Origin of the sequence: Flavobacterium sp. KS-LB2, assembly GCF_036895565.1 — a bacterium.
Taxonomy (GTDB): Bacteria; Bacteroidota; Bacteroidia; order Flavobacteriales; family Flavobacteriaceae; genus Flavobacterium.
The window spans coordinates 1,636,339-1,660,428 of record NZ_CP145904.1; the positions used below are offsets into that span (position 1 = coordinate 1,636,339).

Below are 24,090 nucleotides of genomic sequence, written 5' to 3' on the forward strand. Positions count from 1 at the left end.
TGACTAAAACTCAAGTTACATCTAATTATCTGCCCTTTAGCTACGACATTATTGTTAAACATTATTTATTTAGGAATATTATATAATGTAAAGTGTTAATATTTTCAATATCACCTAAAGAACAACCTGTAAACGTCTAAATTCTTGCTAAATAATTATATAGGATTTTAGCATACATATTTTTTAATTCCTGACTTGATAATAGAAAAAGAGCGAATTAATAAATCTTAGCCGATAATACTACTGGTAGATAATTATTGAAAAAAATTCACTTTAGTTTATAATTTTCGACATTGTGTCTTTACAATTGAACAATTATTTGCCATTAAAAATATTTCTGAAGCGTAATAGAAAAATTATCTTTTTACAATTTCTTTAAATTGATAAAAAAGTCGTTCTATTAAACGTAAATCTTCAGTAACTATTTCAGCTGTTCCCTGCATTTCTTGTTTAAATTTAATTTCTTTCTTATATGAAGTAATTAATTTTGTTGGAAGTTTTACATCTATGAGATAAAACCCATCTTTGTCAGGTACGAGTGAAACATTTTTAACAGTACCATTTAAAACTCCAAATTCAGTATCAGGATAGTTCTCCAATTTTATATTTACCAGTTGACCTACTTTAATTTTACCTGAATTTTTAATAGGTGTTTTCAATTTCGCTATAAATAATGAATTTTCATCTGGAATTATGGTAAATACTAAATCACCTGCATTAACAGTTTGATTAGTATTCCAGTAGCTTAAGAAAGTAACATTTCCATTAATTTTAGATTTTAGCACATATTGATATTCCCAATCTTTTATAGCTTTTTTAAGTTTATTAAAAGATTGAAGAACATTTTTCAACAGTACCATATCCTCCTTTATTTGATTTATTTCAGTTTCTTTCAATGTCTTGTTAGCTGTACTTATACCTTCATAAGATTGGGAGATAGACATTTCAAAAATTTTAAAATTACGTTCAGCTTGTGTATATTCGAATTGTTTATTTTCATATTCTTGTGCTGAAATAACACCTTTATCGAAAAGGGTTTTGTTTCTCTGTAAATCTTTATTCTTAAAATCTAGTTCCCTTTTGTTCATCTCTTTTTGTGATTGCAAACTTTGCAAACGTATTTTTGATTCTGAAACCGAAAATGTATTAGCAATAACTTCGTTAGAAAATGGTTCTAAGCTACTATTGAGTTGATATTGAGTATAACTATTTTCAAATAAAGCGTATTCGGTTTCGATGTCACCAAGAAATAGCATAGGTAAGCTATCAATCGGAAATTTGAAGTACTTATTATTAACTCTAATTTTCTCAACTACAGATTTAAGCATAAACACATCTTCATAATTGGAAGTATTCTCAATAACGGCTAATGGCTGATCATGAATAACTTTCTCATTATCTTGAACCAAAAGAGCATCAAGACGACCTGTCTTTTTTGCGTACTCTTTTTGTGGAGGAATTTCCGTGGTAATAACAGCTTCTGATAGAATGATATCTGGATATTTCACGAACCATGAAATAAATAATAGTAAGAGGATTACAGTCAAAAGTATCATATTGCCCCATAACATCATCCAATGCGGTACTTTGGTCAATATATCCTGGACTTCTTCGCTTCTTAAGTCTATATTCGTTAGCTTATCTGCCATTTAAAATAAGGTTTTTCGGTTTTAATTTTACAGTCCGCATTTGTTATGTACACTTTACTGACCTAGTTCTAATTGATTTTTAACCAAATCATAGTAATTACCTTTTTGCTTGACTAATTGATTATGGTTCCCTATTTCCACGATCTTTCCTTTATCTAGTACTACAATTTGATGTGCATTTTTTACGGTGCTCAGCCTATGGGCAATAACCACTACAGTTTTATTTTCAAAAAAAGTATTTAGTTTTTCCATTATAACTTTTTCATTATTTGCATCCAAAGCAGATGTAGCTTCATCAAAAAATAAAAAATTCGGATTTTTATAAACTGCTCTGGCTATTAAAAGTCTTTGTTTTTGTCCTGAACTTAATCCTACACCTTCTATTCCTATTTTGGTATTATAAGACAATGGCAATGTTTCAATAAACTCTTTTATGTTGGCAACGTCTACTGCATTTGCTAATTTTGATTTGTCTAAATTATCATCCCCAAGAGCAATGTTGTTGGCAATTGTATCATTGAATATATAGCCTTCCTGCATAACCACTCCACATTCATTTCGCCAAGTCTTCTGCGAAATATTTTTAAAATCGTAATTTCCTATTGTAATATTTCCACCATGTGTTGAATAAAATTTAAGAAGCAATTTTAGTAGGGTCGTCTTACCACTTCCACTTACACCTACGATAGCAGTTACTTTATTGGAAGGTATATTTAAAGATAAATCCTTCAAAACCATCATATCAGAACCTACATATCTAAATGACACACCAGTTAATACTATATCTTTGTTTAATGGAATGTTAGTGACTTTCTCAATATCCTGCTGTTCTTCATCTTCTTTTTGATGTATTTCGGATAACCGATCCAACGATATTTTGGCATCTTGAACCTCTTTAACAAAATTGATAAGTTGTGAAATTGGTGAATTCAATTGTCCTACAATATAACTTATTGCTAACATCATCCCTAAAGTAATTTCACCATCAATAACAAGTTTTGCAGACATAACCGTGATAAAAATATTTTTCACCTCATTTATAAAGCCGGAACCTACGCTTTGGTATTGCTCTAACGCTAAACCCTCAATAGAAATTTTAAATAGACGAGCTTGCAGAAACTCCCAACCCCAACGTTTTTGTTTTTCTGCATTATGCAGTTTTATTTCCTGCATGCCATTGATAAGCTCGATTACTTTACTCTGCTCTTGACTCACTTGTGAAAAACGTTTATAATCTAAAATTCCGCGTTTTTTTAAGAATATAAATATCCATAAAAAATAAAGGGAACTACCTATAAAAAAAATACCAAATAATTGCATACTGTAATAAGCTAAAATAAAACTGAATACAATAAGATTGATCATCGAGAACAATACATTTAATGATGAAGTTGTTAAAATACGCTCTATACGTTTATGGTCATTTATCCGCTGCAAAATATCGCCAGTCATACGTGTATCAAAAAACGCAATTGGTAAGTTCATTAGCTTTATAAAAAAATCTGAAACCAATGAAATGTTAATACGAGCACTTAAATGTAATAATATCCAACTCCTAATCATCTCTATTGAAGTTCTTCCGATAAATAGAGCTAATTGAGCGATAAGTACTAAATATATAAAATGAATATCTTGATTTTTAATACCAACATCCACAATACTTTGAGTTAGAAAAGGAAAAATAAGTTGAAGTAAGCTCGCAGCGATAATACCAATAACTAGCTGCCACAAAAATTTTTTATATCTAAATATATAATTTGATAAAAAAGAAAAGCCAAATTCTTTTTTATCAGTATCGTATTTATTATTATAAAATTCTGGTGATGGTTCAACAAGTAATGCGATCCCCTCCTCCGTATCTTCACTAGCACTAGGACCTATCCACTGCTTTAAAAACTCATTTTTACTATAAGTAATCAATCCATAAGCAGGGTCCGAAATATAAACCATATTTCTCCGAATTTTGTAAAGAACTACATAATGAATATTATTCCAGTGCAAAATACAAGGCAAAGAAGCATCTATTATATCGTTTAATGCAATTTTAACTCCTAATGTCCTTAAACCTATGCTTTCGGCTGCTTCACTTAAATTCAGCAAACTACTACCACTTCGAGTTGTTTCACTTAATTTCCGCAATTCTTCAATTGTAATATTTCTTTTAAAATACTTAGCTATTATTTTAAGACAAGTTGGTCCACAATCTTTGACTCCTGTTTGCCTATATGAAGGAAAATTTTTCAATAAAATATCATTTAAATTTCAAAACCACTTTAATTTAATAAAAAAAATTCGTCCCAACTGAGAGAATTCTCATCTTCCAATATATAATCAATCAAAACAATCCCTATTCCGATAACTCCGTCGAGTAAACCAATTGAATTTTCATAATCATTATGTCCTATAAATTTTCGGTATCCCGCTAATCCTAAATTATCATTTCCCTTTTGCATTATTTCTTGGATAAATTTCTCGTAAAGAACATCAAACTCCTTTTCTTTAGTTATTTCAAACCACTTTTTATGTAAATATGCTAGGCTACTTGCGCCATGGCAAAAGCCAGCATCACTAAGGGGTGACATAAACGCTTTTATAAAATCATCTCTTCTTAATGTTCTTCTCGCATTACTTAAAGCTTCTCTATACAAATTTTCACTACTTAAAACTTTTGCTGCTCGATACAGGCCCAATGATATAGTTTGGTCTCCATAGCACCAGCCCAAAGGAATCCTATAACTTGCAGTTGTTTTACTTACTGCTATTGATGGAAAAGCTGCTAAAGTTGTGTCGTCAACAGATTTAAATGACAATACACACTCTACTGATTTTTCAAGTATTCTCTTAATTAATGTATTATCCTTATATTTGCTTAGAAATTTTGAGAAAATAATTATATTCGAAATATGGCCATGTGCCAGACCACAATTAGTTCGATGACTGTCCTCATCATAGGTACTCACATTTTTAACCAGCATCGTTTTAGAAATATCCTCCTCAACTAACCTAGCTATTTTTTCAAAAATTACGATAGTCTCACTCTCTATAGCTGAATTGAAGTTCGTCCTTAATAAGAGATAATTTGCAGCACCTAATCCTCCGTGCAAAAAATCAATATCTGCATATGATTTAAGCTGTTTTTTAGTGAATTTTAGTATGACATCATCCAAAAAGTACAATGTCTCACTAATATCTTCCTCAAGGAAACCTTTATCATTTAAAAAATGAAACAAATATGCTAATCCAGTAATACCAGAGGTATAAGTCATATTGTAATTTTCATTATTCAATCTTTCAAAAAGTTCTTCTACTATTTCTTGATTTTTTCTTAAATATTTTTTTTCTTTAGTTAACTTAAATAGCATTACATAAAATAAAGGAAGTCCCCCAATTCCTGTAAATAGAGAAAAATTCTCATTTGATTTCCAATTCGTGCTTAACACTTTTTCTATTGAAAATATTTTTTCTAAAACATTAGATTTTGTCATCATAATAAATTTAGTTAAGCAACTTACGACGTAAGTTTAATCTAATAGTAGGATAGCTTCCCATTTAATTTCATCATTATCTAGCATATAATCAATAAAAAAAATACCTACACCTATCAACCCATTTAAAAATGTAAAATCCTTTTTAAATCCCTTAAGTTTATAAAAACTTTGGTAGCCTTCTAGTCCAAAATCACCACTTCCTTTTACCAAAAGTTCATTTGTGAAATATTCGTAAAGATCTAAACATTTTTGATCATTAGTTATTTGAAATCCTTTTTTGTGAAGATAAGCGATACTAGTAATCCCATGACAAAAACTTGAATCACAAAGGTCAACATTAGAAACCGATTTTTGCAGGGAATCTCTTTTTAGAGTTTTATAAATTATTTCTTTAGACTTAGTTAATAATTCCTTATTACGCAGGACCTGAGAGGCTTTAAAAAATCCGTAAGCGATACTTTGATCTCCATAGCACCACGCTAGCGGAACATTGTAATCAGCCAAATTTTTATTAACAGCAATACCTGGAAACCTCGAAACAGTCTCAGTGTCAAAGGATTCAAACGACAATACACAATTAATAATTTTATTTAAAACACTTAATATCAACATGTTATTAGGAAATTGCTCGAGAAATTTTGAAAAAATAATTACGTAAGCAATGTAACCATGAGCTAAGCCACAGTTTGTCTTATGATTTGTATCTGAAAACTCTTTTACAGAGCAAACTTCTTCAAATTTTATCAAATCTTCTTGAGCGATATGAGCTAATTTCTCAAATATGTAAACTGTTTTATTTATTAAAGCTGAGTTGTTTTTTATCCTTTCAATGAGATAATGTGCTACTCCTAAGCCTCCATGTAGAAAATCTGTGTCCTCAATAGAGTTTAAATGCTTTAAAGAATAGCTTATAATAGCTTCGTCCATAACATCTAAACTATCATTTATTTGCTCACTTTCAAGAACTCCATAATTAACTAAAAAATTTAACATATATGAAATTCCAGCAATTCCAGTGCAATAACTAACATTAATTTCATGTTCGTTAAGTTGGATAAAAATTTCATCAAGAGCGTTGTGAAGCTTTTCTAAATGATCACTATTGTTTGTCAATCTATAAAGTAAAAAATAAAAAATTGGCAAAGCACCAATACCCGAAAACAAAGAAATGTTTGGATAAGTTTTGTAATTTTCATCTAATTCTTTCTCAATTTCTATTATTCTTTTAAATATTATTTTACTCATTTTTTAAATTAAAAAGGTGTCGCAAGAACAACACCTTTAAGAATATTTTAAATAAATTATTTTACTGTCCGTTTACAGGGCAAAGCTGCTGTCTTGTTGTTTCACTTGTTGAGCATTGATAAGAATCACATCTTGGCTCTTCGCTACCTGTCTCAGAAGAGCACCAACAACAAGTGAATCCCGCATTAGTGCTATTTGCTGTTCCTCCACCTTGAATGCTAGACGCCTCTTGATCGCTTAATTGTGCAATTTTTTCTTTGTTTAATCGTAATTTTTTCATAGTTTATATTTTTTAAATTAAAAGCACTAAAGTAAGTAATTTTTTATAAAAAAAAAATTTTCAAAAAAAAAAATTATTTTTTTATTATTATGTCAATTGCTTTATCTAAAATTTCATCTTTACCTTCTTTTAAACCCAAGATAGTTGGCTTTACTATATAATCTATTTTTACGCCTAATCTCTGAGTTTCCCTTTCGTCGGGATAATACACTCCTTTTCCTGACATTGCGGTCTTAAAACCACCTAAATAATTAAAAGAACTAACATTTCCATCTGCCCCAGCAGACTGACTCCCTACTGTAATTGCGTTATCTGCAGTTTGAAAACACATAATTGCAAATTCAGATAAACTTAACGACTGCTCGTCCACTAAAATTAATACTTTTCCTTTATAAAAATTTTTATTTTTATGTCCAGTAGTTAGAGTATTACCCCAAACAAATTTTCCTATATATGATGGATCAGGATTAACAATTTTGGCAAAGACTTTTTTTTCAGAGTTTATATACTCCGATATCTGATAAAATGTATTCTTGGGATACCCGCGCAAATCAAAAATGATCCCTCTACAATTAACAATCTCTTTCATCATTGCGGAAACGTCCTTTTTATCAACGATTCTCATATTGACATAACCAATATTTCCTTCTTCAAGTAGCTTCCATTTTATATTTGTTTCACTGTCATAGTACTTGAAATTGTTAAAATTATAAAGATTAACTACCTTATCAAGTATTTCCTCTCCTCTTTTGATGGTTAGGTTTACAGAACTTGATTCAAGATTTACCATATCCTCATAAATAAAGTTAATCTTTCGATTTAAATTTGATGCAGCGGTGTATTTCATCCTCTTTTGCACTTCATCATAGACACTCTTTCCATTTATCTTAAGAATTACATCTCCGAACATTAAACTTTCATTTTGTGTAATATTATTATTGTAAGAACCTGAAATAACACAACTATCGTCAATATTCTTTAATTTATAAGGAAAAAATTTTGTGCTTTTAGAATCCTTTAAACTGATCCAAGCATGCGAATCATCAAGATTGGCGACTAATTCTTTGATCGCCATATGATAATTTATCTTACTACTCGCATTGATATATTTGGGAATCATTTGCGTAAGAACATCGCTCCATTTCTTATCCATTAAGTATTTATAAGGATAAAAATACTCAATAATACTCCAATATCTAAACAATCCTAATAATCGATACGATTCATTTGGATAATCAAGCTCTTCATAGTTAATCTCATTAGTTATCAAAATATTTTTTGCTGGACTAGGACTAGCGTAAAAATTAGTCCCTTGAAACCTATTTTTCTCTATATTTTTCAAAACCGCATATAATTCTTGAGATATTTTTTTATCATCAGACATCCAAGATAAATCAAAATTTCTATCAAAAAGATCGTATCTTTCATATGTGCAATTCTTACAATTTTTAACTACACCTAAATTACCAATCCAGTCAATGTAAATCTGTGATAAAGACTCTGTATCAGTAGCTGCTTTAATCTTGGGTAAGATCTTAATTAATTCTTCATCCCAATTAAATTTTCCAGTAGCCACTTCTGGATGGTAATATTTTAAAAAACCCCATATTTTTGCTGTAGTTTCAAGTTTTTGTATTTCTGGATAAAAGTTCTGCGCAAAACTTATTTTAAAGAAAAAAAATAAAAGAATTACACATAAATATCTTAATTTCATAAAAAATTGATTTAGATTTATAAATTGGAAATTATTTACGAATATATGAATAAACTTCTCAAAAATTTTATTAAAGAAAATGAAATTATCTTCTCTTATTTTTGATTCAGCTCAAAGTAATAACTTATTGGATTTATTCACTATGGCAGAAATGGCCGATAGATGCGGTTTTGAAAGGTTCTGGATTGGGGAACACTACGAACAGAAAAATCTATGGAACAATCCAGAACCCTTAATTCCAATTATTCTAGGATTAACAGAAAGAATAAATGTAGGAGCAGCTGGAATCTTGTTAAAATTACATTCTCCTTTTAGAGTGGCATCCTCTTTTAAATTATTAAATACAATTTTCCCAGACAGGGTTGATTTAGGATTTGCTGCAGGTTATGCAAGTAGAGAAATCATTGACTCACTTTTGGGTCAAAATAGTTCTTTGAAGGAACCTAAGGACTTTTTTGAACTGATACAGGAAATTGATTCTTTTTACACAAAAGAAGCAGAAAATAATGATGGTATACTTTTAAATCCCAATTATAAACTTAACCCTAGATTATGGTTATTATCTACGGGCTTTAATCGATATGAAGAATCAATTATGTATGGCTTAAATTACTCAAAATCTATGTTTCATTCTGGTGCAAATAATGACTTTCTTCTTGAGGAGTTAAAAATTTATAAAGAGAGGTTTTATAAAAAACACAATAAATTACCAATTATTAATCTTGCTTTTTCAGGTATCTTAACACAAAATAGTAGAGAAACAAAAAAAATGAAAGAAAAAATAAATGATTTATCTAGGTTTAGATTTATAAAACCAAATCTTATTGGTACCTCACAACTATTTCAAGATAAAATAATGGAATATCGCGATAAGTATGATATTGATGATTTTACCTTTTTGGACTTATCATATGAAATGACTCAAAGAATTGAAAATGTTGAGAATTTAAGTGAAGTTTTTAAACTTCGTCAAGCTCCTTAATCACTTTACCAATTAGATTACTTACAAAAGAATTAACAATAAAAAAACTTTTACCAGAGAGCTAGACATGGACTTAAGCCATTATTTATTTGATTATTTAACAATTTTATAATAAATGAGGATAAGTATTTAAATCATTTTTAACCACTATAATATAAATTTACTTTTTTAAAATTCGTCAATATGGATGCTAAAAACCCTTACAAAATTTTTAATAATTATGTATTAAGAAGCCCTTTGTTTTCCTTTAGTGAATACAAGAAGTTTACTTCACAAAAAACAATATCAGACCGAAATTTCAAAATTCTCTGTCAAAATAAAATTTTCAGGGAGGCTCTTTTTTTAGCGTCTCCAAGTTTTTTTAAAGAAATGGATAAATGGGTAGAGGGTGAAATTGAAGACAGCGACTCCTCTAGTAAAATTAAATCAACAATCTTAAAATACTATTCAAGAATGTCTTCTCGTTGTACTCCTTTTGGGTTATTTTCAGGCTGCTCAGTTGGTGAGTTTGATGAAAGTACACATATTGAATTAGATAATGTGGTCAATTATAAACGACATACTCGTTTGGATATGCATTATTTGGTTGCACTCTCCCAAGATCTGATTAAAAATGTAAAAATTAAAAGTGAAATTCTCTTTTATCCCAATACAAGTGCTTATGAGGCAGGGGATAAATTAAGATATGTAGAATATTCATACGTAAATGGTATTCGAAAACACGATATGATGGCAGTAGACAGTTCGGAATATTTAGATAGAATATTAGATAAAGCAAAGGAAGGTTGTTTATTAATTGATCTAGCAAAAGAGTTAGTAGCAGAAGATATTACTTTATCTGATGCGATAGAATTTATTGAAGCACTAGTAGAAAATCAATTACTAATCAGCGAATTAGAACCTTCTGTTTCTGGCCCAGAATTTTTAGATCAAATTTGCTCAGTTTTAAAAAAAATTAAAAATGAATCTGTACAAGAAATTTATAATTGTTTAATCATTGCAAATCAAAAAATAAAAATTCTAGATTCAACTATTGGTAATGATCCAAATGCATATCTAGAAATAAGTGAACATTTGAAAAAATTAGGCACTAAATTTGAATTGAACTTTTTATTCCAAACTGATACGACTATAGTAAACAAAAAGAATACTATTAGTAAGAATTTATTTAACAATTTGCTAGAAGTTTCAGATTTATTAAACAAAATGACATTTTTTCAATCAGACACCCACCTTACGGAGTTTAAAGAGGCATTTCTTAAAAGATATGAAACTAGGGAGGTGCCCTTGTCAAAAGCTTTAGATATTGAAATGGGAGTTGGATATAAACAAAATAATAAGTTTGGAGATTTAAACCCTTTGATAGATGATCTAATAATCGTCAATAAGAATAAAGAGAATGAATATTATGATATAAAGTGGAGTCCTGTAAACTCAATATTTCAAAGAAAACTCCACGAAAATAAATCTGTTATTAATCTTATTGATGAGGATTTTTCTGATATTAATATTTCTTGGGATGATCTTCCTGATACAATGTCAAGTATTGCTGAAATAGTTTACGTAGACAATGAGGAAAAAATTAGGTTTAGTGGAATGGCGGGAGCAACTGCAACTATGCTGCTAGGTAGATTTTCACATTCCAATATTCAAATTGATGAGCATGTTAAACAGATTATTAATTTAGAAAACAAAATTAATAATGAAAATAAATTACTTGCTGAAATTATTCATCTTCCAAAATCAAGGAGTGGTAATGTAATAACTAGGCCTGAGCTACGTGATTATGAAATTCCATACTTAGCAAGATCAATAAAGCCTGAGGCAAGGCAATTAACTATTAACGATTTGAGAGTTTCTGTTGATAATAGCGGAAAAATAATCTTGAGGTCGAACAAACTAAACAAAGAGGTAAAACCAATGATGGCAAATGCACATAATCATACCAATAATTCACTACCTATATATCACTTTTTATGTGACATGCAGACACAAGGATTAAGACAAGGAATTGGATTACAATTAGGAGCATTGATTAATAATTATGATTATATACCTCGAATTGAGTATAAAAATATAATTATTCAAGATGCAATTTGGCATATCAAAAAGAAAGATATAAAAGCATTACTAGATTTTAAAAATGATGATGAGTTATTAGAAAATGCAATTAATGAGTTTAGAAATAAACTTAATATACCGAGGTTTGTGATGTTGATTCAAAGTGATAATGAATTAATAATAAATTTTGAAAACTTAAATTCTGTAAGAATGTTTTTAGATTCTGTAAAAAAACTTTATAATTTTTCAATTTCTGAATTTTTATTTTCTGAGAAAGGTATAGTAAAGCAAAATGATAATTATTTCACAAATCAATTAATTATTTCATTTTATAACGAAAAAAAATTAAGTAAATCAAATGGATAAGAGAATACAAAGAAATTTTATTGTTGGTGATAGCTGGCTTTATTACAAAATTTATTCGGGACCACAGTCTTCAGATGTTATTTTAAAAGAAATTATTGGACCATTAGTAAAACACCTGATAGATGAAGGAATTATTGAAAAATGGTTTTTTATAAGATATAGAGATCCCGATCACCATTTGAGGATTAGGCTGCATTATTCAAATCAAAACAATGTGGGATCAATAATTAATGCATTCCATTCTAAATTAAAACATTTCTTCAATCAAGATCTAATTTCAAAAATACAAATAGATACATATCAAAGAGAAATAGAACGATATGGATTAAATTCTATTGACCTATCAGAAACATTATTTTATTACGACAGCAAAATGGTAGTTGATTTTCTTAAATTAATGTCTAAGTATGATAATGGTGAAGAATTTAGGTGGTTGTTTTCATTAAAAGCGATAGATTCACATTTGGAGAGTTTCAACTATACTTTGCAAGAGAAGCAAAACTTAATTAATCAATTAAAAAATAGTTACCGGAAGGAATATGATGAATCAAAATTTTTAGGAAAACAACTAAACGACAAATACAGGGATTTTCGCAATAAAATAGATGAATTTATGAATATTAATGATAATGGAGCAGATAGTTCACCTTTTCTTGATGTTTTACTTAAAAAAAGCCTAAACATTGAGCAAACAGTTATAGAAATTTTGAAACTTAAACTAAATAATGAACTTTTGGTTGACTTTAACAATCTGAATGCAAGTTATATTCATATGTTCATGAATAGATTATTTAAATCAAAAAATCGTCTACATGAGATGGTATGTTATGACTTTTTAAATCGACATTATATGTCAAAAATTGCGCGAGAAAGGCAGGGTCAATTAATTTAAGCTGCGACGCTACAATTAAACCAATCTCGCAAAAGAGATTGGTTTCTTTAAATTTAAAAATTAGCTCTTAATACTTATTTAATGACGCAAACAGATTTTATCGCTCATAAGAAATACAATAATAACATATTGATAGAACAGGATGTTTACGAGAAATATTATGAAGATCATTTTCTGGCTGTTTTTTAATACTGTTTTGATTTTCTTAATCTTGTATGCACAAGCCCGGATTGTGGCAAAAAATTCACTGATGAAGATATTCGCACACTGATCATAGTTTATGAAAATAGAAAAGAATCATAGGTAACCTCTCATACATTGAAGACTTCTCATTAAAAGTATTTGACTATTTTGAAGCCAACATATTTAAAATTCAGTAATCGTGTCCGTAAGTGGAAAAACCGGTCAAATTGACCTCCTGATTTTAGGGTACAATTGATCCTTAAAAACTACTAACTTTTTCATGTTGTTAGCACCATACATTCGTTAAAAAAACACGGATTATGGCAAACAAAATAACAGACATGAGTAAAATTAGAAAAGCAATTAAATTCTACTGTAACGGAAAAAGTAAGTTATTTATAAGTAAATACTTATCTCTTTCTAGAAATACGGTAAACAATTATATTTCTTTATTTGAAGTGCTAGGATTAAGTTTTAAAGTAATTAACGAATAAACCGTAAGGAAGTATTTCAAAAAGTGGTTCAAAGAATCTCAAGATTTTGATTTGCAAATTAAAGATAGGAACTTTGCTATTGAAGATGGAGACTTTCAAACTGTTCCTGATTTTGGTAAGGACAATATACCCGAATTTCTGAAATGGTTTGAAAATGCAGGAAACAATTTTATGGATTATTAAAAAGAATAAGTTATTAAAGTAAAAAAAGGTCCTAAAGAAACAATTATCTAGCGGTAATCTCATAAAAAACAAAAAATCGAAAATAAAAAAACAAACAGTAAAAATGTGGAACTGAACAGAAAGAATCGAGTTGGTCAAAAGCTAATATAATTATAGCTTTGATTATGAGAATATCAACAATTACTGGCGTTTTCTGGGAAATATTCAGCTAATAGTAATACTAAAATGAAATCATATTTTGGATGTATTTATTTAGCAAAGGAAAATGTCTTTAAAAAAAACTCATATTTGAAATAAAAACGGATGACAAAGAAAGGTGGAGATTTTGAAATACTGGCGATTGATTTTCTAGAAAAAATATTTGTAGAATTATCATATACGGTTACTAGAAAAAGAATTCAGAATTCAGGCTCTCAAGATGGATATGACAATCTAGTAGAAATTGTAGATAGTAAATATAAAAGTTATTACATATATAGCGAATGTAAAGACTGTACTGGAAAAACCAGTCAAATTGACCATGCTATTCCAGTGCAAATTGACCACCAGTTTCGGAGCAAACTGACCACCACTTTCCAGTTCAAATTGACCACCTAATTTTGGGGTACAATTGATCATCAAAAACTACTAACTTTTTCATGTTGTTAGCACCATACATTCGTTAAAAAAAGACGGATTATGGCAAACAAAATAACAGACATGAGTAAAATTAGAAAAGCAATTAAGTTCTACTGTAACGGAAAAAGTAAGTTATTCATAAGTAAGTACTTATCTCTTTCTAGAAATACGGTAAAGAAGTATATTTCTTTATTTGAAGTGCTAGGATTAAGTTTTGAAGTAATTAGTGAAAAAACTGATGCTGAGTTAGAACTTTTGTTCTCACACACTACCGTGGAATCAATCAGTCCCAAACTGCAGATTCTTTATGATTTTTTTCCTAAAATGGAACGCGAACTAAAAAAAGTTGGCGTTACCATACAGCACATGTGGGAGCAATATATTGCCGTAAATCCTAATGGTTACCGAAGCTCGCAATTTGGACATCATTATAAAACATGGAGCAAACGAGTCAATCCAGTGATGCACATGAATCACAAAGCGGGTGATAAAATGTATGTGGATTATGCTGGAAAAACACTCTCCATCATTGATAAAGACACGGGAGAAATTAAAGAAGTACAATTTTTTGTAGCCATATTAGGAGCCAGTCAATACACCTATGCCGAAGCTTCCATGAGCCAACAAAAGGAAGATTTTGTTACATCGGTAGAAAATGCTATGCGTTTTTTTGAAGGTACTCCTGCGGCAATTGTTCCGGATAATTTAAAATCTGCAGTGATAAAAAGCAGTCGTTTTGAACCCACCATTAATGAAACCTTGGCTGATTTAGCCGAACATTACCAAACTACAATCTTGCCTGCTAGGGCTTATAAACCCCGAGACAAATCATTGGTTGAAGGAGCTGTTAAGATCTTGTATCGAAGGATTTATGTAAATCTAAAAGAAACTAAATTCTTTTCTCTGGAAGAATTAAACCAGCAAATATGGGATTTATTGGATGCTCATAACAGTCGAAAACTCACAGGACGTCCGTACTCTCGGATAGAATTATTTTTAGAAGATGAGCAACAAAAACTAAGTCCATTACCACAAGAACGTTTTGAAATCAAATACAAATCCTTTGCAACAGTAATGCAAAATGGGCATGTTCAATTAAGTCAGGACAAAAATTACTATAGCGTTCCGTATCAATATGTCAAGAAAAAAGCGAAACTATTGTATACCAAATCAACGGTAGAGATCTATCACAAATACAATCGAATAGCCATCCATCCAAGGAATTACAAACCTTATATCTATACCACAATCCCGGAACATATGGCTAGCACGCATCAATTTGTAGCTCAGTGGAGTGCTGCCCGCTTCATTGATTGGGCCAGTAGTATTGACGAGTCAGTAGCAGAATATATTATGCAAATAATTGAAAGTAGAAACCATCCTGAACAGGCTTATAAAAGTTGTTTGGGAATATTAAACTTCGAGAAAAAGGTAGGGAAAGAGCGATTACTAAATACCTGTAAGCGGGCACTTGGTTTTAAAATTTACAATTTTAAGACCATCCAAAATATTTTAGAAAACAACTTAGATCATACTGAATTTGAACAAGAACCTGAGCAGGAACTTCCAATTCATGCTAACATAAGAGGAAAACAGTATTATAATTAAATTAAAACACAGTAATCATGAATGACCCGAGCGTAAGCGAACGGGCGAAGCAATCCACAGTAACAAAAATGAAACAAATGAAGCTTTACGGCATGCACAATGCATTTAAAACAGCCATTGAAAGCGGAAAAACAGACCATTACACGCTCGATCAGTTTGTATCGATGCTCATTGATGCCGAATGGGATGAAAGGCACAATCGGCGTATTGCCCGCAGTATCACCAACGCCCGATTCCATTACAAGTCAAATATTGAAAATATCAATTTTGACCAAACCCGTAATCTGGATCGAAACACCATACTGCGTCTGGGAGAATGTGAATTTGTAGAAAAAAATGAAAACATTTTAATCACGGGAAGCACCGGTGTAGGTAAAAGTTATTTAGGCACTGCATTAGGTTATCAAGCCTGTATCCAAGGTTTTAAAGTAAGTTATTTTAATACTTCGAAGCTGTTTGCTAAATTAAAAATGGCCAAAGCAGATGGTTCTTACCTGCGAGAATTGGCCAAAATTGAACGGCAAGATGTTATTATATTAGACGATTTTGGACTCCAAGCTTTGGATAGTAGTAACAGAATTACCCTTTTAGAGATCATTGAAGACAGCCATAATAACGGTTCTATTATTGTCACCTCACAAATCCCAGTGCAAGGCTGGTTTGACATCATTGGAGAAAAAACCATAGCTGATGCTATTTTGGATAGGCTGATACATCAATCTCATCGACTCGAATTACATGGAGAATCTATGAGAAAAAAAAGAGGGATAAACAAAGGGTAATATTTAAGTATATTTGAATACTAATTAACAGATGAAAAAGAGTAGTTTTTAATGAAAAATGGGGTGCTCATTTTGCTCCGGAATTGGGTGCTCATTTTGAATTGGAATCAGGTGCTCACTTTAAATTGGAATTGGGTGGTCAATATCACTGGAATTTGCAGTGAAGGAGTAGCCTCATGGTCGTTACAAATTATAAATTGGCCTTGATTTAATTTTCTTTATCTAAATGAATTCCAATCTATGTGTCGCATAGTCAACCTGAACTCCCCTCATTTTCATTATCTCCTCAACATCTTGATAATTTAACGTAAACCTAAGTTTGAAATATACAGCTTGAAGAACAATAGATTTTGAATAACATTGACCTATGATATTCATGGACAGGATGATTTAAAAGGCCTAAAGATAAAAGTTATTGTCAGATGTGACAGAAACGTTATATGTTGTTATAACGAAAAAATTTTGAAATAGCGTACTTTTGTTGTTACCAACATTTACATAGTTAAAAAAATTGAATTAATTTATAAATCGAAAGTAATTCCAACTTTTCACTAATCTGCATAAATGAATTTTATGCTCAAAAATTCTTAGATTAAATCATTTAATATTACATACTTTAAAAACATTGCACTGGTCCATGCTGCATATTTTTTGGCATCATCGGTCTTCTCCATTGTATTATCCATAACTGATTTAATTATTAAAGGAATTGTTTTTTTATCATTAACAAGTTCACAAGCTCTAGCAATACCGTAGCTTTCCATTTCCAGTCCAATTGTTTTTCTATCATTAACTGATATCTCTTCAGCAAAATAACCTTCTTTATCTATTACTTGTCTAACACAGGCTACCGGTTCAAAGTGTACTGAAGTTTTATCCTTTCTGGTCTTATTTTCATCCTGTATAAATCTTTCAATTTGGGTCTTGTTCCTTTTAAATACAGAAATAGTAGCACTATCAGTATTGCTTGTTTCCAATTCTCTTTTAAATTCCGAAGCAGTTAATTTGCCCTTATCAATAGTAAACACCTTAGTCGATACAATAACATCTCCAATATTGGTATCTTCTGGTTTCCCTCCCATAACTCCAGTCATTATTAAAAATTTAGGCTTAAATCGCAATATCATTTCTGTAGCCAGAATGGATGCATCTACCATTCCTGTAGAAAGTTGAGAGACATATGCTACTTTTTTTTCTGGCTTATCTATAAAACTGCCATATTCTATATTATGCACGGTATTTTCAATTCTGCCTTCATTTTTAATAAGTGGAAGGACTTGCGCCATTTCATCTTCTTCCAGGGCTGTTATAATTACGTACTTAATATGCAATTCTTCTTTTATATCATTTATTAATTTCGGTTTATTTTCCAAGATTTCTTTTTTTGTATAGAGTTTTACTTGGTCTTTTTCTATAGAAGTTTTAACCTGATGATATCTACAGATATCTTTATTAAGTGAAATTTCATGATCTAAAAGCTCTTTTTTTATGACCACACCGTTTCCTTCCGATATGTATATTTCATCAAGCAAAGGATACCTATCCTTAATTCCAGAAGTTAAAAATGTTCTTATTCCTTTCTGTTCTAAGGTAAAGAACGCATGTACAGCCAAAAAAACATAAGTATTGTCATCCAGCTTTGAAATCACTTCATTTAGCTGTTGAAGATTTTCTACTAATTGAATGTCTTTAAATTGTGACGTTCCAAGAAATTGCAGATTTTTATCATAGTGTTCTTTCTCGTCGTAAACTAATAATACTACCTCGGATGCATTCATATTTTAAATTTTAATATTTGATTAAAAATTTTATCATTTGTATTTACTTGATGGCTATATAAAAAGTCGAAAATTGATCCATCGGATAAATAATTGAGGCTATTCAATCCCTCCTTACTGCTAAATTCTTTCACACTTTCTATGTAATAATTTTCGATCTCAAAAAAAAGATGCTCATTATCTTTATGGATACAAATTTTAACTGGTACAGCTTTATTGCTATAATACTTTAAATTATTATAAATCTCCTCAACAATTAGTTTATCGACATAGACCTCTGGGATATTAATAATATAGGATTCATCACCCAGCTTATTTTCTACCTCAATTTTTGTTTCTAATTGTTTCAATTTATCAATAAATTTACTGGTAAAACTAGCAGAATCTACAGTAGGAGTGTCAAAAATCTTCCTAAACTCTGATTCAATTCCGAAGCCAATCTGAATTGCTTCTAAAAATTCACATGCGATATCATAATTTTTAGGATCATTTCCTCTCTGACTTATATTAAAAACAAATTCATCAATTGAAACATACATTTGAAGTAGTGAATTACTTTTTTTCTCCATTTTATCAAGAATCAAGAAATAAGGATACGGTTTAAAAAAATCATCAAATGACCTATAAAATGTAATTATTTTATCTAGAAAGTTAAACTTAATCGTGCCCCAGCGATCTTTAATGATCACTATTTTATTTTCAGGCAAAACCTCTTTTTTCTCACTGCTATTCTTCATTTCCCTCAACGTAACAATAATCATAGAGATATTATGATTAATGGAGTTCCTGTCATCATGCAATCTTGGCTGATCCTGCTCCCAGTACAAGTTCCTAATTTCATTCAACTGCGACTTAAAGTCATTGCCTGTAGGTAATGTATTTATAAATGAACAAAACCTACTTAAATCAGACTTTGATTTTAAATCTAGCTTATCAGAATCCAGCATTTTCATTATAAATAACGACAGATCAAATGCGTGAGGTTTTAGAAACACTTCACTTTTATTTAATGGAAAATACACAAGTAGTTTATATAATATATAATTAAAACCATTTGATTTAATAAATGCCCCACTAGCAAACTCTAAGAGTTTTAAAAGGTTCTCTTCAGAAATTTTATTAATTAAATTTTCATTTTTATAAACTATGAAAAATAAATGAAGAATATCTCTCTTATTGTCATTCCAGTTATAGTATAGGTGTTTGTCTAAGTCAATTTTTAATCCATTGACAGGATGTCCAATTATTAACGTATCTACAAATTCTTGCAGTTTTTCTTTGATATCGGGCAGTAAATTTGCTATTCTATCATACAAGTACGGCTCATAAAGCAAACACATACATAAAAGTTCTATTTCTTTTGTCCTGTCTTCCGATTTATCTTTACCTTCATATTTTGTGATAAAAGAATTGAACCAATTAAAGCTCTCTTTATAAAATCGGTAGCCCGCTATTTTTCCTATTTCATTTCTAACTAAGATAATGTCTTTTTTAGGCAAAAAACCTGTTACTTTATTTTTTGCGAGATATTTATAATCATCAACACTGTCCTTTTGTGGACTAATATCCCTTAGAATTACCTGGGCAATATTTCTCAAACTCAGCGGAGTATTTTGAATTTTAAGTAATTCAGTCAGCCAATCAATTTCCTTAGAATAAGGTGAATTATTAAGATAAAATGTTGATATATGCCAATGACTCCCAAAGTAAATATTAACTTTTACTTCATTTCCAGTTCTGGTGCTTAGCATATTAATTCGCGAAAAGAACTCTCTCTTGTGATCATCCACTCGTCCAATCAGGCATAAAAGATCAATTTTGGAAGGGTTGAAAAATGATAGCTCATTAATCATCTGCAATAAAGAATCACCTGAACAGCTGCCATCATCTAAAATAAGAATTTTACTATCTTCTACAATACTGGAATAAAAGTCGGTCGTATGAGGAAACTTCCATCCTTCCTCAGTGTTGAAGCGTTCTAACTCGAAAAACTCTATAGAATGATTTTGAAAAATTTTAGATTTTAAAAGCTCAAAATCTAAAAATGATATATCTGAATTTTTAGGAAAAAATATCTTCAAATCATTAACCCTAGTTAATGAGGCTGCGTCAAAAATCTTGGTAAACAATGAAGGTAATTTTCCCTTTAAATTAGCATTTTCTCTCTTTAAGATGTTTTTTAAATTAAAAAAATAGGGATGAATAAGGTTATTAAACACCTTAAAATTTATCGTTATGTCATCATCTTCAAGATATTGAGAAAACTCCTCTGTATCATAAATAATTGTTTCTTTTAAAGTATTATTGTCAGAAAAAGTTATCGGTATGTTAGTATAGGGATTAATGCGAATTACTTCCTTTAGCCCCTGCTTGTCAGAAATCTCAGTCCTTAGATACTTTTTGATTGGGTAAGTGTATAGAGCTAAAATTTTGGATCCATATTCATTAATAAAATCTTTACTGTTTTCAAATTCTTTATCAAGTGTATTTGCAATTACAGCTATATTTACTAATTCAGATCCGGCCTTTGTTACAAGTTTGTTAAGTCTTTTGGTCATCCCTCCGGTAGAAATTGCATCACCTACTAAGACGTATTTTACTCCTGCTTTTAAATTTGCAATTTTTTTATCCCTTTCAAAAGAAAAATAATTATCCAAGAAGATACAGTTTTCTTCTATAATGAGTCTTTCCTTAATCATTGACTTAACAATTTTATGACTTGCAGCTGTGACAGCTATATAATTTATTGCATACTCATCTTCATTACTCATTATTATACGTTCATGCAACATCTTTGTTAATTGGAAGCAGTCTTCATCATTATTCAACAAATCTGTGAGTTGCAAAAATGTATTTTGATAGTAATTACCATTGCATAAATATAAACCTTCATTCCTCAGGCATTTATTCATTTCAAGTAGTTCTTCCACTAAAACATCATCGATATCGCGGAACTTTTTATAATAGCTATCTATAAAATTAATATGAGGCAAATGCGAATATACATTGTTGTGATCGTCATAAAACTGCAAATGCCCTAAAATGTTATTAAAATCCTTAAAATCACTTTTAGGACTTAAATGTCCTTCATAAACATATTTATTAAGATTTTTTTTATCATCCTCATTGTAAAGTCCAAGCCATAAAACATCCAATTCCTCTGAATTTGAGGAATAAATAAATGGTATTGGATGAATTTTGAAATTTTTTATCAGTTCACTAAGATTACACAACTCTTCGTTAATTGACTGTAAAATATGTTTTTCAGGAGGATGAAAAACTACTATATTGTTGTAATTATTAACTTCATAACTTGTTAGAAAGTAAAAAATAGATTTCTTTATAAGTCTTTCATCTCGGCATCCCAGAAAACTTATGTAATTCAAAAAGCATTTTGATGTTTTATTCTCCAGCCTTGTCCTTAAATTTTCAATTAATTCTGTGTAGATGAATTCTTTCTGCGAGTTTAAATTTTGGAATATTGTATATAAATTAATGTGTCTAGTATCATCAATCTTATTATTCTGAAAATTATATTCTGGCTTTATAACCGAATTATTAAACAAATCTATGTTTAAGAGGGCAGGCAGATAAATCGTAATAAAAGTTCCAGGAAAGTATTTTGAATTATCTCCAAATGTTTTGAATGCAGATTGAAGATTCGATGTATTCGAAAAATCATACATAATCTTCCCTTCATTACTTCTTAATATTAATAACCCTCTATACCTACGTACTATAGTTAATAAATCAAATAATCCTCTCGGAATAAAAAACGTATCATCGATCTCCTTAATTGGAAGTCTGGAGCTATTATATTCAAAAGCATGTTTAAGTACGTTATTATGCTCTATATCATCAACTGGAGTATTTGCAGAAATTTTTTTATCTATTCTGTATTGATTAAGTAAAGTCATTGCGATCCCTTCTCCAAAATCTACAAAAGAAAATTGAAGCAGTGGTTCACTTTTAAATGCTCCGTTATGTTTGAAAAATGTCACACTTTCAGCAAGTTCTTCTTCATAAAAATTCTTTTCAAGAATACTTTGAGAATGCCTCGAATTTCCTTGTTTAAGCGCAAGACTCATAAAAGCCCAATTTCTTTCATTTTGCAAAAAAGCAAAATTGGTATGGTCTAGAAAATTCTCATACAATTCCTTGGTTATTATGCTGCTTAAAGTTTTATTGACAAACGGATGATCGCAATTAGCCCTTATCAATTTTTCTCTTACAAGCTCATTAAGAGCATATATGGGTTCTATTTCATTGTCAAGTAATTTTTCATCTTTGTAATTTTCGATTCTGTCTAAAGAAACGAAAGGAGTAATACCAAATCTATCGTAAATTTCTTTATCTGATTCATTATACTTCCCTTTAGATTTAAGCTCTGAAATAAAAATTTTGACTGAGCCATAGTCTATGTCAAAATATGGACCAAAATTTCCATCACTAATAACAGAGTATATTTTCCATATTTCCCACAATTGGACAATTTGAATTTTAACCCTATCATTAACTTCACCAGTTGGTACGCCAGGCTCTAAGAATTTAACCTTAAAGGAAAGATTACTCGCGTAAAGATATTTTAGTACAGCAGTAAAAAGAAGAAGATTTTGATTTGATATCCATTGTACTTGACTAAGATCAAAGACAAACTCTTTTTCTTTTTTATCAATTGACTGGTATATATAGTTTATGAACTCATCTATATGTATTTCAGTAAACTTTATGGGGAATTTATAAACCATTTAAATTGTTAATTACATTTTTAAAAACTAAGAAATACAACTAATAAAAGCTGGTAATCAAAAAATCAAATATAATGCGATTTATTGCGATTCCATTCTCTTAAATAAAAAAATTTCCTACTTTTTCTTAAAAACATTATAATTCATGCTTTTGAAAATTATCATATTTCTGATTGAATATCATTGCTTTTATTTGCTTTATTATTTATTAGAATTTTCCTCACGTCACTAAATTTGATATTAACATTCTTAATTGCCTTATTTACTTGATCAGTTGTTAGGATAGATTTTGAATTAAATCCAGAAAGACGTGTCCGGTGGAATTCATATTCGGAACAAACAAAATACTTGTCAACATTTGTCCCTTTTGATTTAATTATGGACGCGGCTTTCCTTAATTTATTTCTTGAAGCTATTAGAATTTTTGCAACAAACAAATCCTTTTTGCTATTTAAGTCAATATTAAGAGGCATACATGTAGCGTTACTGTACTGAATAAACTTTAAGTTTTCTTTATATAAAACGTAATCATTATTGAATTTTATTTGAATTACAAGAACATTGTCTTCATATATGTCATTTCTAGTAATCCAATAGGAGTAAAGCCCCCCTATTTGCGAATCGTCAACGAAAACACCGTTTTCTCCAGAAAGTGAATCAATAATAGGTTTCGTTATATTATCTATATCTCCAATTTTATCTGTTTCCTGGCGCTCAACCGCATTTAAGTACCAAGTTAAATCAACTAATATGCTGCCAACAATTATCCACTTGAATTTCGAAAGTTCAGATTGAATTAGCCCAGATAATTTATCTATACTAGTTTTTCTAGATTGTCTACTTATTATTTTATCAAATCTTAGCGTTATTTTGATCTGACTATCTGCAAATTCCTCAATATTATAGTATTTCTGAAGATTGCAATTTTCTGTTTCAACTTGAATTTTCATACGATTATTTTTTTATTTAACAGCTGTATTTTTCTAGCACATAGAAGTTTCTAATAAAAGCGGAGTGAG

At 29.9% G+C, this 24,090-nt stretch carries 17 protein-coding genes; 8 read left to right on the top strand and 9 right to left on the bottom strand.

The features are described 5' to 3' along the window. Positions 1-356: 356 nt before the first annotated feature. From V5J73_RS06910 to V5J73_RS06935, 6 genes are all read right to left on the bottom strand, one after another. On the bottom strand, positions 357-1,649 hold the full coding sequence (locus tag V5J73_RS06910) for an HlyD family secretion protein (RefSeq protein WP_338648503.1): 1,293 nt from the start codon (positions 1,647-1,649) through the stop codon (positions 357-359). A 54-nt stretch (positions 1,650-1,703) separates the two neighbouring features. Further along, positions 1,704-3,893 (bottom strand): peptidase domain-containing ABC transporter, encoded by a 2,190-nt coding sequence (locus tag V5J73_RS06915; RefSeq protein WP_338648505.1) that lies wholly within the window; start codon positions 3,891-3,893, stop codon positions 1,704-1,706. A gap of 29 nt (positions 3,894-3,922) precedes the next feature. Continuing rightward, on the bottom strand, positions 3,923-5,134 hold the full coding sequence (locus V5J73_RS06920; protein ID WP_338648507.1) for a lanthionine synthetase LanC family protein: 1,212 nt from the start codon (positions 5,132-5,134) through the stop codon (positions 3,923-3,925). 36 nt (positions 5,135-5,170) lie between these two features. Beyond that, complete coding sequence (locus V5J73_RS06925) at positions 5,171-6,382, bottom strand: lanthionine synthetase LanC family protein (protein ID WP_338648508.1); 1,212 nt, start codon at positions 6,380-6,382, stop codon at positions 5,171-5,173. Between the two features lie 61 nt (positions 6,383-6,443). Next, on the bottom strand, positions 6,444-6,662 hold the full coding sequence (locus tag V5J73_RS06930; RefSeq protein ID WP_338648510.1) for a class I lanthipeptide: 219 nt from the start codon (positions 6,660-6,662) through the stop codon (positions 6,444-6,446). 73 nt (positions 6,663-6,735) lie between these two features. Beyond that, positions 6,736-8,376: a S41 family peptidase gene (locus tag V5J73_RS06935; protein ID WP_338648512.1), complete on the bottom strand. Its 1,641-nt coding sequence runs from the start codon at positions 8,374-8,376 to the stop codon at positions 6,736-6,738. A 79-nt stretch (positions 8,377-8,455) separates the two neighbouring features. Between V5J73_RS06935 and V5J73_RS06940 the strand changes: the two genes are divergently transcribed. The 8 genes from V5J73_RS06940 (at position 8,456) to istB (ending at position 16,545) form a co-directional block, all read left to right on the top strand. Continuing rightward, the gene (locus V5J73_RS06940; protein WP_338648514.1) at positions 8,456-9,358 is read left to right on the top strand and encodes an LLM class flavin-dependent oxidoreductase; all 903 of its coding nucleotides are present in this window, start codon (positions 8,456-8,458) and stop codon (positions 9,356-9,358) included. A gap of 183 nt (positions 9,359-9,541) precedes the next feature. Continuing rightward, positions 9,542-11,785, top strand: a complete 2,244-nt coding sequence (locus V5J73_RS06945; RefSeq protein ID WP_338648515.1) for a lantibiotic dehydratase family protein — start codon at positions 9,542-9,544, stop codon at positions 11,783-11,785. Beyond that, on the top strand, positions 11,778-12,677 hold the full coding sequence (locus tag V5J73_RS06950) for a thiopeptide-type bacteriocin biosynthesis protein (RefSeq protein ID WP_338648517.1): 900 nt from the start codon (positions 11,778-11,780) through the stop codon (positions 12,675-12,677). Before V5J73_RS06945 ends, V5J73_RS06950 begins: the two co-directional genes overlap by 8 nt. A gap of 503 nt (positions 12,678-13,180) precedes the next feature. Next, the gene (locus V5J73_RS06955) at positions 13,181-13,354 is read left to right on the top strand and encodes a hypothetical protein (protein ID WP_338648518.1); all 174 of its coding nucleotides are present in this window, start codon (positions 13,181-13,183) and stop codon (positions 13,352-13,354) included. Positions 13,355-13,405: 51 nt separating this feature from the next. Further along, positions 13,406-13,537 (top strand): hypothetical protein, encoded by a 132-nt coding sequence (locus tag V5J73_RS06960; protein ID WP_338648520.1) that lies wholly within the window; start codon positions 13,406-13,408, stop codon positions 13,535-13,537. Between the two features lie 303 nt (positions 13,538-13,840). Further along, a complete protein-coding gene (locus V5J73_RS06965) occupies positions 13,841-14,134 on the top strand; it encodes a hypothetical protein (protein WP_338648522.1) in 294 nt (97 codons plus the stop codon). 81 nt (positions 14,135-14,215) lie between these two features. Next, complete coding sequence (istA, locus tag V5J73_RS06970; protein WP_338648524.1) at positions 14,216-15,763, top strand: IS21 family transposase; 1,548 nt, start codon at positions 14,216-14,218, stop codon at positions 15,761-15,763. A 17-nt stretch (positions 15,764-15,780) separates the two neighbouring features. Then, positions 15,781-16,545, top strand: coding sequence for an IS21-like element helper ATPase IstB (gene istB, locus V5J73_RS06975; protein ID WP_338648526.1), 765 nt, complete (start codon positions 15,781-15,783; stop codon positions 16,543-16,545). Between the two features lie 587 nt (positions 16,546-17,132). On the opposite strand, the gene V5J73_RS06980 is transcribed toward istB, so the two are convergent. The 3 genes from V5J73_RS06980 to V5J73_RS06990 form a co-directional block, all read right to left on the bottom strand. Continuing rightward, positions 17,133-18,323, bottom strand: a complete 1,191-nt coding sequence (locus V5J73_RS06980; RefSeq protein ID WP_338648527.1) for a 5'-methylthioadenosine/S-adenosylhomocysteine nucleosidase family protein — start codon at positions 18,321-18,323, stop codon at positions 17,133-17,135. After that, a complete protein-coding gene (locus V5J73_RS06985) occupies positions 18,320-23,071 on the bottom strand; it encodes a hypothetical protein (protein ID WP_338648529.1) in 4,752 nt (1,583 codons plus the stop codon). Before V5J73_RS06985 ends, V5J73_RS06980 begins: the two co-directional genes overlap by 4 nt. Positions 23,072-23,232: 161 nt before the next feature. Next, positions 23,233-24,021, bottom strand: a complete 789-nt coding sequence (locus V5J73_RS06990; RefSeq protein WP_338648532.1) for a RusA family crossover junction endodeoxyribonuclease — start codon at positions 24,019-24,021, stop codon at positions 23,233-23,235. Positions 24,022-24,090: the final 69 nt, after the last annotated feature.